Annotated in this window: 14 protein-coding genes; 9 read left to right on the top strand and 5 right to left on the bottom strand. The window is 32.7% G+C overall.

Features of this window, described 5'->3' with window-relative positions; genetic code table 11:
- Positions 1–91: 91 nt before the first annotated feature.
- Both OLM54_RS18045 and OLM54_RS18040 read left to right on the top strand, forming a co-directional pair.
- The gene (locus tag OLM54_RS18045; protein WP_264535947.1) at positions 92–799 is read left to right on the top strand and encodes an ABC transporter ATP-binding protein; all 708 of its coding nucleotides are present in this window, start codon (positions 92–94) and stop codon (positions 797–799) included.
- Positions 800–903: 104 nt separating this feature from the next.
- On the top strand, positions 904–3333 hold the full coding sequence (locus OLM54_RS18040) for an ABC transporter permease (protein ID WP_264535946.1): 2430 nt from the start codon (positions 904–906) through the stop codon (positions 3331–3333).
- Positions 3334–3419: 86 nt separating this feature from the next.
- Here the strand turns inward: OLM54_RS18040 and OLM54_RS18035 are convergent, their stop codons facing one another.
- Positions 3420–5045, bottom strand: coding sequence for a L,D-transpeptidase family protein (locus tag OLM54_RS18035; protein ID WP_264535945.1), 1626 nt, complete (start codon positions 5043–5045; stop codon positions 3420–3422).
- Positions 5046–5471: 426 nt separating this feature from the next.
- Here OLM54_RS18035 and OLM54_RS18030 point away from each other — a divergent pair, with 426 nt between their 5' ends.
- The 4 genes from OLM54_RS18030 to OLM54_RS18015 all read left to right on the top strand — a co-directional run bounded on the left by OLM54_RS18030 (position 5472) and on the right by OLM54_RS18015 (position 8088).
- Positions 5472–6602 (top strand): Mrp/NBP35 family ATP-binding protein, encoded by a 1131-nt coding sequence (locus OLM54_RS18030; RefSeq protein WP_264535944.1) that lies wholly within the window; start codon positions 5472–5474, stop codon positions 6600–6602.
- A 164-nt stretch (positions 6603–6766) separates the two neighbouring features.
- Complete coding sequence (locus tag OLM54_RS18025) at positions 6767–7006, top strand: NifU family protein (protein WP_026982674.1); 240 nt, start codon at positions 6767–6769, stop codon at positions 7004–7006.
- 215 nt (positions 7007–7221) lie between these two features.
- Positions 7222–7707: a hypothetical protein gene (locus OLM54_RS18020; RefSeq protein ID WP_264535943.1), complete on the top strand. Its 486-nt coding sequence runs from the start codon at positions 7222–7224 to the stop codon at positions 7705–7707.
- A 63-nt stretch (positions 7708–7770) separates the two neighbouring features.
- Positions 7771–8088, top strand: coding sequence for a 2Fe-2S iron-sulfur cluster-binding protein (locus OLM54_RS18015; RefSeq protein WP_095929730.1), 318 nt, complete (start codon positions 7771–7773; stop codon positions 8086–8088).
- 174 nt (positions 8089–8262) lie between these two features.
- Here OLM54_RS18015 and OLM54_RS18010 read toward each other — a convergent pair whose 3' ends face one another.
- The 3 genes from OLM54_RS18010 to OLM54_RS18000 form a co-directional block, all read right to left on the bottom strand.
- Positions 8263–9252, bottom strand: coding sequence for an aspartate-semialdehyde dehydrogenase (locus OLM54_RS18010; RefSeq protein ID WP_264535942.1), 990 nt, complete (start codon positions 9250–9252; stop codon positions 8263–8265).
- Positions 9253–9420: 168 nt separating this feature from the next.
- Positions 9421–9798, bottom strand: a complete 378-nt coding sequence (gene mscL, locus OLM54_RS18005) for a large conductance mechanosensitive channel protein MscL (RefSeq protein WP_264535941.1) — start codon at positions 9796–9798, stop codon at positions 9421–9423.
- A gap of 67 nt (positions 9799–9865) precedes the next feature.
- The gene (locus OLM54_RS18000; RefSeq protein ID WP_264535940.1) at positions 9866–12334 is read right to left on the bottom strand and encodes a bifunctional UDP-N-acetylmuramoyl-tripeptide:D-alanyl-D-alanine ligase/alanine racemase; all 2469 of its coding nucleotides are present in this window, start codon (positions 12332–12334) and stop codon (positions 9866–9868) included.
- A gap of 452 nt (positions 12335–12786) precedes the next feature.
- Between OLM54_RS18000 and OLM54_RS17995 the strand changes: the two genes are divergently transcribed.
- Positions 12787–13392: a hypothetical protein gene (locus tag OLM54_RS17995; protein WP_264535939.1), complete on the top strand. Its 606-nt coding sequence runs from the start codon at positions 12787–12789 to the stop codon at positions 13390–13392.
- Here the strand turns inward: OLM54_RS17995 and OLM54_RS17990 are convergent.
- Positions 13387–14118 (bottom strand): porin family protein, encoded by a 732-nt coding sequence (locus tag OLM54_RS17990; RefSeq protein WP_319802290.1) that lies wholly within the window; start codon positions 14116–14118, stop codon positions 13387–13389. The genes OLM54_RS17995 and OLM54_RS17990 overlap by 6 nt on opposite strands.
- Positions 14119–14369: 251 nt before the next feature.
- Here OLM54_RS17990 and OLM54_RS17985 point away from each other — a divergent pair, with 251 nt between their 5' ends.
- Both OLM54_RS17985 and OLM54_RS17980 read left to right on the top strand, forming a co-directional pair.
- Entirely contained in the window at positions 14370–14663 is a 294-nt protein-coding gene (locus OLM54_RS17985) for a hypothetical protein (RefSeq protein ID WP_264535938.1), read from the top strand.
- Between the two features lie 160 nt (positions 14664–14823).
- Positions 14824–17031 (top strand): TonB-dependent receptor, encoded by a 2208-nt coding sequence (locus OLM54_RS17980; RefSeq protein WP_264535937.1) that lies wholly within the window; start codon positions 14824–14826, stop codon positions 17029–17031.
- The last annotated feature ends 98 nt before the right edge of the window (positions 17032–17129 follow it).

Genomic DNA, 17129 nt, shown 5'->3' with positions numbered 1-17129 from the left:
AAGTCACAGTTCACAACTAACAATTCACAATTAGAAAAGTTTCAATCATCAATCAAAAAATAATAATAACATTTAAAAACCTTAAAAGAATATGATAACCATTCAAAATTTAACCAAAGTTTTTAGAACCGAAGAAGTAGAAACATCTGCTTTAAGCGGAATTTCTTTAGAAATTAAAAAAGGAGATTTTTTAACAATCATGGGGCCTTCGGGTTGTGGAAAATCGACTTTATTAAATATCATCGGGCTTTTAGACAGCGCTACCGATGGAAGTTATAAATTATTAGATCAGGAAATGGTTGGTTTAAAGGAAAAAGGAAGAGCGAATGTTCGTAAAGAAAACATCGGGTTTATTTTTCAGAATTTTAATTTGATCGATGAACTTTCTGTTTATGATAATATCGAATTGCCTTTGCTTTACAACAATGTAAAATCTTCAGACAGAAAACAAAAAATTGAAGCTATCGCTGAGAAATTGAATATTTCGCACAGATTAAAACATTTTCCGCAGCAGCTTTCAGGCGGACAACAACAAAGGGTTGCGGTTGCAAGAGCTTTGGTAAACGATCCAAAAATTATTCTTGCCGACGAACCAACGGGAAATCTGGATAGTAAAAATGGTAATGAAGTAATGGAACTTTTAACGGATTTACACGCTAAAGGTGCCACAATTTTGATGGTAACCCACTCTGATTATGATGCTTCGTTTTCGCAAAAAACGATTCATATGAAAGACGGTGTGATATTCTCTGAAAAACTAAATCAGAGAAATGTAGATGTTTTTATGGACGCTAAATAAATATAAAATGATTCAATTTATTGTTACCGCAATCATGATCCTGGTGGGATTTGTTTGTAAAATACTAGCTATTATTTAACTAACCGTTTTTTAAAAAATAAACTATGATTTTTAACTGGTTTAAAATATTTATATATCATTTAAGGCAAAACAAATTGTTTTCGTTTTTAAATGTTTTAGGATTAAGCATTGGAATTGCGGGTGTAATTTTTGCGATTTTATATTGGAATAATGAAAATGCATACGATCAATGGAATCCTGAAAAAGAAAACTCTTTTCAGGTTATGAACGATATAGGTATGACCGGAGATGTATGGACAACTAATCCGGTGCCTTTTGGACTAACTTGTAAAGCAACAATTCCTGAAATTGAAAATGTTTGTTTTTTTAATCTTTGGTATAATCAAGTTGTTATAAAATATCAGGATAAAAAAATAATCGATAAAAAAATAATTGTATCAGATAATAACTTCTTTGACATTTTTCCTTTTCCGATAGTAAAAGGCGCAAAAAAGAATATTCTGAAAGAAAAAAATAGTGTTGCAATTTCTGAGGATCAGGCAAAATTACTTTTTAAAAATGATGATCCTATCGGCAAATCTATTACTTATCAGGATCAGTCTTATATTGTAAAATCTGTATATCATATTGTACAGCCAAGTTCTATAGAGCCTAATTATGTTTTTGGCGGTATTGTAAGGGAAAGCGATCTTGATAATTGGGGAAATTTTAATTACGGGTTATTAATTAAAATTAAAAAAAATGCTGATCCTGCGGTAGTTTTAAAGAAAATGCAGCATGTAAATTTCGTGAATCGAACTTTGAAAGATGCAAAAGAAAGCGGACAGACTATCGAACAATATGTGAAAGAGAACGGTGAAATTAAAGTTATTCTGGATCAATTGGCAACAGCACGTTTACACGGAACAAAATCTACCGGCGGGCAAAATTTTCCTGAAGGAAAAGGGAATTTACAGCTGCTGTATATTATGGTTGGCTTGTCTATTTTGATTTTGGTTTTATCATTGGTAAACTACATCAATTTAGCAACAGCATCTGCCATAAAACGCGCTAAGGAAGTTGGGGTTCGTAAAATTGTAGGCGCAAGTAAAAAGCAAATTATTGCTCAGTTTATATTTGAAACTGCCGTTATTGTTACATTGTCTATTCTTTTTGCGTTAGCGATCGTAGAGCTTTCATTACCTTATTACAATACTTTTTTGGCAAAAAACCTTACTATGAATGGCGGTGAATTTTACCTGCAGCTTATTTTTATATTTGGATTAGTAATTATTCTTGCGGGTATATTCCCTGCCATTTATATTTCAAATTTTGAAACTTTAAAGGTTTTAAAAGGTAATTTTTCGAGAAGTAAAAGTGGTATTTGGGTTCGAAATTCAATGCTTATTTTTCAGTTTGGTATTGCTGCTTTTTTCATTATCGGGGCTTTGATTGTTAATTCTCAGGTTGATTATATGATGAATAAAGATCTTGGTTTTAGCGGAAATCAGGTTATCAGAATTCCGTTTACGTACCCAAATCGAGATAAAAAAGCAAATACATATTACACCACAAAACAAGAAATCAGTAAAATGCCGGGTGTGTTAGACGTTTCTACTTTTGCCGGAACATTCGGAAACAGTACTAATTCAAGTTCTGGTTTTACACACAACGGTGTTTTTGTGCAGCCAAGAAATGTTGAAATGGATTTTGGTTTTCTGGAAATGATGAAAATTAAAATTGTTGAAGGTCGAAATTTATCTCCAAAATTTTCTTCGGATACTATTAATAATTGGCTTATAAATGAAACTCTGGCTAAAAAATTAAACCTTAAACACCCCCTTAATACCATAATAACATCCGGATGGGGAAGTGATGATGGAATTATGAAGTTTCGAGTTGTGGGAGTTGTAAAAGATTTTCACCTTACCGGGCTTCAAAATAAAGTTTCGCCAATGGTTTTTATCAATTTGAGAACTTTAAAATGGAATAACTTTCAGAATGTTTATGTAAAAGTTTCTCCTAATAATTTAACCGAAACTTTAGCCAAACTAAAAACGTATTGGGAGAAAAACATAAATCCGGATTATCCGTTTGATTATGAATTTGTAAATAAAGGATTTGCCAAAACTTATGAGGAACAGGTAAAACAAAAAAACTTGTTTTTTATCCTGAATCTGGTTGTAATTATTATTGCTGTTTTTGGACTTTTTGCTTTGGCTTCTTTTTCGATGGAAAGACGTTTGAAAGAAATCGCCATCAGAAAAACCCTTGGCGCAGAAACCGATGTTTTGCTTAAAGAATTATCAAAACAGTATGTTGTTTTTTGCTTGCTGGGCTTTGCAATCGGAATTGTGCCTGCTTATATTTTACTGCAAAAATGGCTGGAAGATTTTGCTTTCAGAATCGGGATTTCAGTAGTTCCATTTACTATTGCGTTAATTTCTTTATTGGTTTTAACTCTATTAATTGTATCTGCAAAAGCATATCAGGTAACTAAAATAGATATTTTAAAATACTTAAAATACGAATAAGAACTTGTAGACCATTTTTTTAAATACCCGTTAGATTTTATAAATCTAACGGGTATTTTTTAATGTTTTCAGAATTAAATTTCTTTTTATTTCATTACAACATCATCCGCATAAAGTAATTTATCCAGTTGTTTATCTCTGTCATAGACATCCGCAAAAAAGCTTATTTCGCCGGTTTCATCATTTACCCAAGCCGTAAAATATCCAATATAAATTGGAATTTTATTTTTAAGAACACAAGTCGTTTCTTTTTCTCCGCTCATCGCTTTATCTATTTTTTCAACTGGCCAGTCCGGATTATCTTTTAAAATTGCCAATGCCAATGATTTTGCTTCTTTTACATTTATACAGCCGTGGCTAAATGTTCGTTTTTCAAATTCAAACAAACTCTTGGCTGGTGTATCATGCAAATAAATATCGTTAGGATTTGGGAACATGAATTTTACTAATCCCAACGAATTTTTAGGTCCTGGTTTTTGTCTGACACGACCTCCATTCCACTCCATATTATTTTCTTCCAGATAGTTTTTATCGGCAGCTATTTTGAGTTTCAATTCGTTATCGATAATACTTTGCGGAACATTCCAATAAGGACTAAATACAATTTTGTCCATCATTCCGCTAAAAATAACCGTCTCCGTCATTCTGTTTCCCACAAAAACATCTGATACAAGTTCATACTTTCCATTTTTGACATAAAACAATCGAAATGACGGGATATTAACCATTATATATTCATCTGCTCTGGCTAATTTTGTTGGTATCCAGCGGCAGCGCTCCATATTGAGCATAATTTTTCTGATGCGGTTTGCGATTGGCTCATTCATTTGGTCGATATGTTCTTTTGTTAAAGCATAATTTAATTTAAGACCATATCTTTTTTTATAGTTTAATACGCCTGCCATCATTTCTTCATCGTAAACATTTCTTTTCGAATTTTGTTTTAAATCTCCCACAACAAACAAACGTTCTCTAATTTGTCCAACAACTGCGGCGCTATCCATTGGTTTTAATTCTTTGTAAGTTGCACTGTCAATATCAATTTTATTCCACAAATTATTTTTTTCGATACCTCTGTATCTTTTTAATACTTCCTGAAGTTTATAATATTGAGAAAACAAAAGATGATCATCTTCATTAAGACGTTGCGGATCGACAATAAGGGAATCTAATATTCGTGAATAAGAAATATTTTTGGTGGGTAAATACCATCCTATTTTCTTTAATGTTGCAGCATCTTCTCCAGAATAGACATTACTGGCGTAAAACACATACATGCTTGTAAGCAATAATTCTGTATCTGTTTGAGATGGTTTATCAGTGGCATTTTCATTAAATATCTTGTCGATTTCGTCTTTATAAGGCATCTTTTTCTCGATTCCCTGCTCTTTTAGCAAATTAACTTTATCGTATAACAAATGCCCAAATTCACTAACTCTTTTATCATCATACCAAATTGTATTGTAGCCTCTTTTTTTGTAAAGTTCTAAAACATCTTTCTGGTATTTCTTTAATTTAGAATAGCTTACAAAAAAATTATTGATAGAAACACTATCAACAGAAAACCCTGAAAGTGATTTGTTTGGAAGTAAAATATTCTCCGTTAGAGGTAATTTATGGGACAAAAACAGCTTTTCAGTATTGGCAAAAGCAGAAGAAGACACTAAAAAACCTACCACAATAAATAGGAATAAAAAAGTAGAATTTCGCATGGTTTTCTTTTTTAAATTTTAGAAATAGATCTTATTTAAAAAAATAGCAAAAACGCTGTCAGGTACCATAAAAACAAGTTTTCGTCTATCTTTAAAAATAGTAGAAATCAAAAATTCAGGGTATTCAAAGATAAGAAATTAATAATGAAAATTATTTTATGGAAGACCTAAAATTATACGAAAATTCAGATTTATTAACGCTTATAATTCAACTGAAATTAAAATATCTGTCGACTTCTTTTTTTATGACACAAAAACCTGCAAAACAAAAAACAATCCTCATTAGTTTGATTAATCCCAATATCAACAAATCCAATACAAAAAAGTTAAAATCCGAACATAATCTGTTATCTTTGCAGTCTGAAATGAGTTTAAATAAAAACAATTTTTTAGATTAATTTCAATCATTAGAAACACGACAATAAAATGAAATTAGACAGAAAAGAAATTCTTAAAGCTCTGGAAACAATCACCGTAGCTGGAGAAGGAAAAAATATGGTTGAAAGTGGAGCTGTTGCCAATGTACTAACTTTTGGCGATGAAGTTGTAGTTGATCTGGTATTGCACACTCCCGCAATGCACATTAAAAAAAGAGCCGAAGACGATATCAAAAAAACAATTCACGAATTGGTATCTGCAGATGCAAAAGTTAAAGTAAACATTAAAGTTGAAACCAAGGAAAATCCTAATGAAATAAAAGGAAAAGCTATTCCTGGAATTAAAAATATAATTGCCGTTGCTTCTGGTAAAGGCGGCGTTGGAAAATCTACTGTTACAGCAAATTTAGCCGTAACATTAGCAAAAATGGGATTTGCAGTTGGTGTTCTGGATGCAGATATTTACGGGCCTTCTATGCCTATTATGTTTGATGTTGAAAACGAAAAACCGGTTTCGATTACTGTTGATGGAAAATCAAAAATGAAACCTATTGAAAGCTACGAAATCAAAATACTTTCTATCGGATTTTTTACGGCTCCAAGTCAGGCTGTAATCTGGAGAGGACCAATGGCGGCAAAAGCGTTAAACCAAATGATTTTTGATGCAGATTGGGGAGAATTAGATTTTATGTTAATCGATTTACCTCCCGGAACCGGTGATATTCACCTTTCAATCATGCAGTCATTGCCAATTACCGGAGCAGTTGTTGTAAGTACACCGCAAGCCGTGGCTCTTGCCGATGCTAAAAAAGGTGTTGCAATGTTTATGCAGGATAATATTAATGTTCCTGTTTTGGGAATCATAGAAAATATGGCTTACTTTACACCGGAAGAATTACCTGACAATAAATATTATATCTTTGGTCAGGAAGGAGCAAAAAATCTTGCAGAAGATTTAAATGTTCCCTTTTTAGGAGAAGTGCCAATTGTACAATCAATTCGTGAGGCAGGAGATTACGGTCGTCCGGCAGCTTTACAAACAGCATCGCCAATTGAAGCTGTTTTTGAAGAAATCACGCGAAATGTGGTACAGGAAACAGTAAACAGAAATGACAGCTTACCAGCAACCGAAGCTATTAAAATTACAACAATGGCAGGTTGTTCAGCAGTAAAGAAATAAATTAGATAATTTAGATAATTGGACAATGAGATAATGAGATAATTTTGATAATGAGATAATGAATAATTGGATAGTTTTAAGAATTATCTAAATTGACACATTTTCTAATTGACATATTCTCTAATTGACACATTTTCTAATTCTCTAATTGACACATTAATATTATGACAACAGAAGAATTAACAAGCAACGTATTATTGGCTCTTGATGAAATCAGACCTTTTTTAAATTCTGATGGAGGAGACATTACACTAATTTCTATAGACGATGACAAACATGTTAAAGTTCGTCTTGAAGGAGCGTGCATTAGCTGCAGTGTAAACCAAATGACCCTAAAAGCAGGTGTTGAAACCACTATAAAAAAATATGCTCCCCAAATCGAAACTGTGGTAAATATTATGTAACAAAAAGCGTTTTTTTTGGCATTTTGATGATATATGTAATTAACAAGAATTACTTGCCTTTAATGGTTTTGATTTGGGAAAATTAAAAAAACATTCAAAAAAAAGCTCATTTTTGCGATTTTAACAAAAAACTATCTAAAGATTTAAGAGTTTTGATTAAGGTATTGTTACATTTTTAACTTAAATTTGTGACGTAACCCCTTAATCCGATATTTATGAAGAATTTTTACGCTCTGGTTTTATTAATGTTTTTTGTTTCAGCAAGTTATGCGCAACAAAACATAACTACTCTTGTCGTTGACAAAGCTTATTTGAACGAAGCAGAAGAATGGTCGGATTTTACTTATTCAGGTAAAATTGTATTCTCTACAAATTCAAATCAAGAAGAAGGAACTTTAAGAATTGGTAATTACGATTTTTTGTATGATTTCTGCGAAGGAAAAGCTAAATTTGCCAATAAAGCAACGTATAGCTCTGCCGAATTTTCGCATCCAAGAAAAGTTTCTGTTACTACAGACAAACAAGGTGTTGTAAACTCAACTTATGAAGGAACTCTAATTTTTCAGGCTGATAAAGATTATTATTCAGTTATTGCTATTGTTACCTTATTAGAAAAAAATGGTTACATCCTTGGCATTAAAATGCGTCAGAAAGAAGGAAACAAAAAAGAGTACGCATTTAGTACAAAACCAACTAGTTAAAAATACAACAAAGGATTTTTTCACGTTATAAAATCCTAAATCAGAAAAATTCCAACATTAAAAATGGATGTATTAATAAAGATTAAAGATCGAGAAGGAGTTATACACGAGTTACAGGCTCCGACCGATATGGCAATGAATATAATGGAGTTATGCAAGGCATACGAACTTCCTGTTGAAGGAACCTGCGGAGGAATGGCCATGTGTGCTTCTTGCCAGTGTTACGTTCTAAATGATGTTGCATTACCTGAAATGGGAGATGATGAAGAAGCCATGCTTTCGGAAGCGTTTTATGTTAAATCAAATAGCCGTTTAGGTTGTCAGATACCAATTACTGAAGAATTAGAAGGACTGGAATTAGAACTGGCTCCGGAATATTAAATCATAAAAAAAGCGGGAATTAAAGTTCTCGCTTTTTTTATTAAACCCGACAGGTTTTATCCCGAGACTTCGGGACTGTCGGGTTTATTATATGAGATTAAGAATCAAAAAAACCGTAATTACATTACTGCAATTACGGTTTTTTCTTTATAACAATTTTCTTTAATCTCTGGTTTATACCAAACCTGCCGCAATTAAATATTCAGCGATTTGAATCGTGTTTGTTGCAGCCCCTTTTCTTAGGTTATCAGCAACAATCCACATGTTTAATGTGTTTTCCTGGCTTTCGTCACGACGAATTCTACCTACAAAAACATCATTTTTACCTTCAGCATACAAAGGCATTGGATATGTAAATGTGTCCAGATTATCCTGCACCACTACTCCATCTGTATTATGTAAAATTTCGCGTACTTCGTTTACATCAAAATCATTTGTAAACTCAACATTTACAGCCTCGCTATGTCCGCCCACAACTGGTACACGAACTGCGGTTGCGGTAACTCTGATTGTATTGTCTCCAAGAATTTTTTGAGTTTCGCGAACTAATTTCATTTCTTCTTTAGTATATCCGTTGTCTTCAAAACTGTCGCAATGTGGAATCGCGTTTCTGTGAATTGGATATTTGTATGCCATTTCTCCCTGAATTCCTGCGTACTCATTCTCTAATTGTCTTACCGCTTTTACGCCGGTTCCGGTAATCGATTGATAAGTAGAAACAATAATTCTTCTGATGTTGTATTTTTTATGCAAAGGCGCTAATGCCAAAACCATTTGAATAGTCGAGCAGTTTGGGTTTGCAATAATTTTATCTTCTTTTGTTAATGTTGAAGCGTTGATTTCAGGAACGATTAATTTTTTAGTCGGATCCATTCTCCATGCCGATGAGTTATCAATAACTGTTGTCCCGGCAGCTGCAAATTTTGGAGCCCACTCTAATGAAGTATCTCCTCCTGCAGAAAAAACTGCAATATCAGCTTTCATATCAACTGCGGTTTGCATTCCTACAACTTTATATTTAGTTCCTTTATATTCAATTTCTTTTCCTATTGATTTTTCAGATGCAACAGGAATCAATTCTGTAACAGGAAAATTTCTTTCTGCCAACACTTTAAGCATTACTTCGCCAACCATACCAGTGGCACCTACAACCGCTATTCTCATTTTTATGTTTTTAGTATGAATTAAATCTAAATTATACTGCAAAAGTATACAATATAAAAGTCAAAACAAGCTGATTCACAAAAAATAACAAAATGTTACAAAACAAACAATTATAAAAAAACCGTCCCAATTAAGGAACGGTTAAGTTAGACTTAGTGTAGCGGTATATTATTTATTTTTTAACAGATCTCTAATTTGAATAAGAAGTTCTTCCTGTGTTGGTCCGGCTGGTGGCGGTGGCGCAACATCTTTCTTTTTAATATTATTTATTCCTTTAATGATCAGAAATAAAACAAAAGCAACAATTACAAAATTGATTACTGCTGAGATAAACAACCCGTACTTTACTCCTCCAAAAGCCGTCAGCTCTTCGATAGTCGATAAATGTGCTGCGTCTAATGCCGGTTTTAATATCAATGGCGTAATTACATTTTCAATTAATGAGCTTACAATTTTGCCAAAAGCAGCTCCAATAATAACACCGACAGCCAGATCGACTACGTTGCCTTTCATTGCAAATTCCTTAAATTCAGAAAATATTCCCATAATTGTTCGTTTTATATGTAATTAATAAAGACCGAAAATACGTAATTTTCTTTAAAATTTCTGAATTCTATCTAAAAAATACCCTTTTTACGCGTTGCGAAATACTTGTTAAAATTTCATACGGAATTGTTTTCAGTGCATCTGCAATTTCTGTTACTGTTGGGCTTTCGCCGAAAATAATAACCGAATCTCCTTCTTTGCAATCAATTTCACTTACATTAACCATAAGCATATCCATGCAAATGCTGCCTACAATTGATGCTTTTTGGTTTTTAATCATAACATAACCAACCTCATTTCCCCATAATCGCGAAATTCCGTCTGCATAACCAATTGGAATCGTAGCAATCTTAGTTGGTTTCTCTGCCATAAAACGACGTCCGTAACCCACGCTGTCGCCCGCCGGAATGGTTCGAACCTGAGAAATGATTGATTTTAAAGTTCCAACATTTTCCAGATATTTTTGTTCTAACGGATCATTTGAAACTCCGTAAAGTCCAATTCCAAGTCGTACCATATTATATTGAGCAGCCGGAAAATTGCTAATTCCTGAAGTATTTAAAATATGACGAATTGGATTAATATTTAATTCGGAAATTAATTTTGATGATAATTTTTCGAACAGATTAATTTGCGAAATCACAAAATCATAATGATTCATATCGTCACTTGTTGCCAAATGCGATAAAACACTTTGCACTTTAACGGTCGAATTTCCTTTTAAAGTCTGAATCAATTCGTCTAAGGTGTTTTCTTCAAAACCCAAACGATGCATTCCTGTATCGAGTTTTATATGAATCGGAAAATCTTTTAAATTCTTTTCGCGTGCAATTTTCAAAAAAGCATTTAATCCTTTTACACTATAAATTTCAGGTTCTAACTGATATTGAATAATAGACGGAAAACTGGTAGATTCAGGATTTAAAACCATAATTGGCAATTTAATTCCGCCATTTTTAAGCGAGATTCCTTCATCTGCGAAAGCCACGCCCAAATAATCAACTTTATGATGTTCTAATAATTTTGCAATTTCCAAACCACCGTTTCCATATCCGAAAGCCTTAACCATGACCATGATTTTTACATCATTTGCCAGTTTAGATTTAAAAAAATTCAGGTTATGACTAATCGAATCAAGGTTAATTTCGAGAATGGTTTCATGCGTTTTCTCCTCCAATAACGTTACGATTTCTTCAAACTGAAACGTTCTTGCTCCTTTTATCAAAATGGTTTCATTTGAAAATTCTAGGTTTTCAAAATTGGCAATAAATTCAGCTGTATTTTGAAAAGTAATACAATTCGAAAATTTAGCTGCAAAAGATGAAATCGTTGTTCCGATGCCAATAACACGATTTATTTTATTATCCGAAATAAGCTGGGCAACTTTCGAATATAATTCTTCATTTGAAAATCCGCTTTGGAAAATATCTGATAAAATAACCGTTTTAGAAGCATTCTTTTTTTGGCTTTCCAGAAAATCCAGCGCAATTTTTAGCGACTGAAAATCAGAACTGTAACTGTCATCAATAATACTGCAATTGTTGATTCCGTTTTTAACTTCTAAACGCATTTCAACCGGATACAACATCTTCATACGATTTTGAATAGTTCCGCAATCATAATTAAAATAGAGCAAAACCAATAAACAGGAAATAGCATTTTCTATGGATGCAGAATCCTGAAACGGAATTTCTAAATCAAATTTTTCGTTTTTATATTGATATTGAATACGTGTTTTATCGCCTTTATTTTCTTTTGTCAGAATAAAAACATCTGCGGATTTATCTGTAAAACTCCATGAAAAAAGTTTTCGCGGATGAAGCATATATTCTGCCGCAAATTGAGACAAGCACGAATCGACAATTTCATTTTTTTGATAAATAATTACCGGACAATCTTTAAACAAAAGCAGTTTTTCATCAATCTTTTGTACTAAATTCAAAAAGCCTTCATCGTGTGCCGTACCAATATTAGTAAGCACTCCAATTGTGGGTTTAATGATTTTTTCGAGTTTATCCATTTCATTAACCGTCGAAATTCCGGCTTCGAAAATGCCCAAATTGTGTTTCTCATTAATGGCAATAACCGAAAGCGGAACGCCAACTTGTGAGTTATAACTTTTTGGGCTTCTGATAATATTATAATCCGGACTCAATAAAAAATTAAGCCATTCTTTTACAATCGTTTTTCCGTTGCTTCCGGTCAGACCGATGACAGGAAAATGGAAAAGATTTCTATAATAAGCTGCAAAATCCTGTAATGATTTCAGGGTATTTTTTACAAGCAGGAAATTGGCTTTTCCTTCGCAATTTTCAGGAATATACTGCACTGCAAAATTCTGAACGCCTTTTTCTATAAGTTCCGAAATATATAAATGAGCATCATTATTTACGCCTGATAATGCAAAAAATAAAGTTTGCGATCCGTTTTGCAGCGAGCGGCTGTCTATTGAAATATGATCAATAAAAACATCAGCGTCAGAGCCAATCCATTTGGCGTCAAGAACCGGAATTAGGTTTTTTAAATTTATGCTCATTTAGAAATTTTCTTTTGTCAAATTTAAAAAAAGGTTTGCCACGAATTTCACAAATTTTCACTAATTCTTTGCGATTAAAAGTTTGCCACAGATTAATAAAAAGGTTTGCCAAAAATTATTTTTTCACGCAGATTTAAAAAAGATTTAAGCAGATGCGCACAAATTTTACTTATCAAATAAATCGGCTTAGATCTGCAAAATCTGCGTGAAACAAATGATAATCATATTAAAAAGGTTTGCCATGAATTTCACAAATTCTCACTAATTCTTTGCGGCTAAAAAATTTGCCACAGATTAAAAAGATTCGCACAGATTAGAAAATCATTTTAATCCTTTAAATCTGTGGCAAAAAATAAAAAAAATTACTACGAATTTAATTAGTGAAAATTCGTGAGATTCGTGGCAAAAAAAATTATTTCCTTATATTTGTAAAGACCACAAATTACCAAGTTTTGAAAAAAATCCTCCCTGTTTTCTCCTATATACTGCATCCGATTTTTATATCGATGTATGCTACTTTATTCTATTTGTTTTGTAAAGGTGATGTTTTTACAAATCATGAGAAATACTATGTTTTATTTCAAATTCTGATCATTACGATTTTGGTTCCCATATTGTTTTTTTTGCTGTTGCGTTCCACCGGACATGTAAAATCTGTAATGGTTCATGAAACTTCACAGCGAAAAATTCCGCTTATTTTACAATGTTTCCTTTATATTTTATTGGTAAAAAGAAGCATTGTTATTGCACGATATCCAGAGCTTCATTTCTTTTTTCTTGGCGCTTTATTCAGCACAATTCTGGCATTAGTTGCCTCGCTTTTCAAAATAAAGGCAAGTTTGCACATGATGGCAATCAGTGGATTTACAATTTTTGTTATTGGGTTAAATATTCATTTGCAAATGCAAAATCCTTATTGGACCGCTTTGCTTGTTTTGCTTACAGGAATTGTAGCATCGTCAAGATTAGCCATGGAAGCGCACACAAACAAAGAACTCCTTATTGGTTTATCGCTTGGTGTATTTCCGCAAATATTATTCTTGTATTTGTGGTTATAGAATATAAAATATTAACCCTGCATTTAGGGTTCTTACATCAATTTTTTGTCCGGATGTCGTAATTACATTTTTAAACAAAGGATTTAAACCATAATTGAGATAAACATTCCAGGTATTATAACCGGCAGCCAGATAAACACCGTATTGAATTTTATTTATATTGGGATTATTGGTAATCGAATAACTTTCTTCTCCATTATCTAAAACAGATTTATTAGAGAAAACATAACTTATTTTAAATCCTGCATAAATCCTCCAGAACCTGTAACTTTCATAAGTTGAGTTTCTCCATCGAAATTCTATTGGAAGATCGACCAGATATTGTCTGTATCGATTTGATTTAATATCATTATAATCACTTACTTCATAAGCCAATATTCCGTCGGGACCCTTAGAAATGGTCAGATTTTGAAAATAATTTTGATAACTCAATCCTAAACCTGCAGCAATTGCAAGAGTTCTTTTTTCATTAACAGGCATATCGCGCAAAAATCCCGCAGAAAGTCCGGCAGAAAATTTATTTTGTTTCAATCCCTGCGGAATCTGTGTTAGAAGATTATAGGTAATCGAAAAATAAAACTGGTCTTCGCGATACAACGAATCGATTTTTACAATGGGTTCTATTTTAGGTTTTACTTCTTCTTGCGAAAAAACACTAAAAAACGACATTAAAAATAAACAACTAAAAAGGAATCGCATATCGTATTTTGGTTTTGAGGTTTTCAAGTAAACGTTTTTTAGAGTTGATTTATTTCACTTACAAATATAATATAATGCCTGTTCAGGAAATAAAAAGAACGTAATTATTCTATTTTTAACGGCAAATAATTTCTTTCTCTGCACAATTTTCAATAAAACAACAATAGAATCAAAAAAATAAACCGATTTTTCGTTGCTCTTTTATACCTTTGTCCTGCATGAAAAAAAAGCAGCTCATATTAAGTGTCTCCCTGGCGCTGACAGTATTGTTCTCAATATTGTTTCAGTCCATACACAGTTATGAGCATATTGTAAAGCAGCTTTCAGAGAAACAATGTCATCATAATTACAGTGATCCAAGTGGCGAAATAACCCACCAACACCATAATTATGACTTGTGTTATGTTTGTCACTTTGCTTTTGGAAGCTACATTCTTCCCGAAGATTTTTCATTTCAATTTCGCACTTTTCACAAAGAGATTCCTTATTTCTTTGCCTTTTCAGAAAATATTTTTTCGTTTTCAGGAAGCGCTTATTTATTGCGCGGACCTCCTGCTGCTATAGTTTCTTAGATTTCGAAATACTCGAAATAAAACCAGTAATCTTTTAATCTAATTCAAAAAAATTAGTCGATTTCCCCATTCTGAAACTTCAGAATCGGCAGATGTTTCTATTCTTTTTAGTTTTTATTTTAAAAGAAAAAAATCAATTAACTTATAGCATCATTTTCAAATGAAAAAAATCATATTAGCCCTTATTTTAGGGGTTTCGAGCCTGCTTTCGGCTCAAAATTCTGTTTCAGGAACCGTAACAAATCTTGAAAACCAGCCAATGCCAGGCGTTTCTGTTTATGCGCCGGAATTACATAAAGGAACAACAACGGACGAGAACGGAAAATACGAATTTAAAAATCTTCCAAACGGAAGTTTACGACTTGCCTTTGCTTTTGTTGGGTATACCACTCAAAACAAAACTATTGATAAAATATTAAAAGATAACACTTTAGATGTAATACTAACTGAATCTGTTTTTGAAATGGATGAAGTCGTAGTTTCAACTCCATTTAACAAATTGCAGTCGCAAAACGTCATGAAAGTGGAGCATGAAAGCATCAAAACATTACAGCAAAAAGGAACCTCAACTTTAATTGAAGGTTTGGCAACGATTCCCGGAGTTTCTCAAATTTCTACAGGAACTTCTATTGGAAAACCAGTTATTCGTGGTTTAAGCGGAAATCGAGTTTTGGTTTATTCTCAAGGTGTTCGTATCGAAAATCAACAGTTTGGAGACGAACATGGCTTAGGTTTAAACGATGCCGGAATTGAAAGTGTCGAAGTTATTAAAGGTCCGGCATCTTTATTATATGGTTCTGATGCTTTGGGCGGTGTTTTATATTTTAATCCTGAAAAATTTGCCGATGCGAATACTTTTAAGGCTAATTTCAGTCAAAAATATTTTACAAATACACAAGGAAGCAATTCATCTATTGGTTTGAAAACTTCTACGGATAACTGGAAATTTTTGGCTCGCGGAAGCTACAACACACATTCTGATTATAAAATTGCCGATGGCGATCGTGTAACAAATTCACGTTATAACGAAACTGATTTTAAAACCGGAATTGGATACAGCAATTCAAGCTTTTCTAGTGTTTTGAGATATAATTACAATAAATTGGATATTGGGATTCCGGAAGACGGAATTGCAGAACAATCTTCGAGCAAAGACACGCAGTTTCCAAGACAGGGAATTTTTAATCATTTATTGAGTTTAAACAATGTTATCTTTTTTGAAAATTCAAAACTGGATGTTGATTTAGGTTATATCTCAAACGACCGAAGCGAATTTGAAGACAGTAATGAAGCTTCTCTTCATATGAAACTGAATACTTTTAATTATAATGCCAAATATCATTTTCCTAAATTAGGGAAAATTGAAACTATTTTAGGCGTTCAGGGAATGCACCAAACGAATAAAAACTCCGGTGAAGAATATTTGATTCCGGATGCAACAACAAATGATTTTGGAGTTTTTGGAACTGCAAATTACGAATGGAATAACAGCGTTTTACAAGCCGGATTACGTTTTGACAATAGAAACGTAACATCTGAAGCGCACGGAATTGAGGGCGAAGAAGGTTATTTTCTTCCTTTAGACAAATCTTTTGACAGTTTTAATGCTTCTCTTGGATATAAAACAAAGTTGGCTGAACCATTAACGCTTCGATTGAATGTTGCTACCGGATTTAGAGCGCCAAATTTAGCTGAGTTAACTTCAAACGGTGTTCACGAAGGAACAAACCGTTACGAAATTGGAAATGCTGATTTAAAAACAGAGCAAAATGTTCAGACTGATTTGAATTTAGAATATAAAAACTCTCATTTTGAATTCTTTATCAACGGATTTTACAATCACGTAAACAATTATATTTATACTTCGCCAACGGGAGAAACTTTAGAAGATAATGACGTTTTTGCTTACATTCAGGATAATGCAAAATTATACGGTGGTGAAGTTGGTTTGCATTTTCATCCGCATCCTTTAGACTGGTTGCATTTTGAAACAAGTTTTGAAACGGTAACGGGTAAAAAAGACAACAATGATTATTTGCCTTTAATTCCGGCAAACAATTGGAACAATACATTAAGAACTGAATTTAAAATCAAAAATTGGTTCGAAGAAGGATACGCTTCTTTAAACGTTTCTTCGACTTTTAATCAGGACAATGTAAGTGGTTTCGAAACAGCTTCAAAAGGATATACTTTGGTGAATTTAGGTTTTGGAGGAACGGTAAAACTAGGAAAAACCGCTTTTGATGTAAACCTGAACGGAAACAATTTATTCGATAAAAAGTATATCGCGCATCTTTCGAGATTAAAAACAGACGGTGTTCCTAATATTGGACGAAATATTGTTTTGGGAGTAAACTTCAACATATAATTTTTTTACCATATAAGTGATATAAGTTCATTTTAGTAAATCTGCTCACATTTACTTATATAACTTATATGGTTTAAATTCATTTTTACACAAAAAGT

Source organism: Flavobacterium sp. N1736 (genome assembly GCF_025947065.1).
Taxonomy (GTDB): domain Bacteria; phylum Bacteroidota; class Bacteroidia; order Flavobacteriales; family Flavobacteriaceae; genus Flavobacterium.
Note: the sequence above shows the minus strand (reverse complement) of the source record. Positions and strands in the feature narration are given on the sequence as shown.

Bases quoted from the DNA above. Each gene is read 5' to 3' on its own strand.
- OLM54_RS17980 (WP_264535937.1), top strand. From the start codon at position 14,824: ATGAAAAAAATCATATTAGCCCTTATTTTAGGGGTTTCGAGCCTGCTT.
- OLM54_RS18045 (WP_264535947.1), top strand. From the start codon at position 92: ATGATAACCATTCAAAATTTAACCAAAGTTTTTAGAACCGAAGAAGTA.
- OLM54_RS18000 (WP_264535940.1), bottom strand. From the start codon at position 12,334: ATGAGCATAAATTTAAAAAACCTAATTCCGGTTCTTGACGCCAAATGG.
- OLM54_RS18040 (WP_264535946.1), top strand. From the start codon at position 904: ATGATTTTTAACTGGTTTAAAATATTTATATATCATTTAAGGCAAAAC.
- OLM54_RS18010 (WP_264535942.1), bottom strand. From the start codon at position 9,252: ATGAGAATAGCGGTTGTAGGTGCCACTGGTATGGTTGGCGAAGTAATG.
- OLM54_RS18035 (WP_264535945.1), bottom strand. From the start codon at position 5,045: ATGCGAAATTCTACTTTTTTATTCCTATTTATTGTGGTAGGTTTTTTA.
- mscL (WP_264535941.1), bottom strand. From the start codon at position 9,798: ATGGGAATATTTTCTGAATTTAAGGAATTTGCAATGAAAGGCAACGTA.
- OLM54_RS18030 (WP_264535944.1), top strand. From the start codon at position 5,472: ATGAAATTAGACAGAAAAGAAATTCTTAAAGCTCTGGAAACAATCACC.
- OLM54_RS18015 (WP_095929730.1), top strand. From the start codon at position 7,771: ATGGATGTATTAATAAAGATTAAAGATCGAGAAGGAGTTATACACGAG.
- OLM54_RS18020 (WP_264535943.1), top strand. From the start codon at position 7,222: ATGAAGAATTTTTACGCTCTGGTTTTATTAATGTTTTTTGTTTCAGCA.
- OLM54_RS18025 (WP_026982674.1), top strand. From the start codon at position 6,767: ATGACAACAGAAGAATTAACAAGCAACGTATTATTGGCTCTTGATGAA.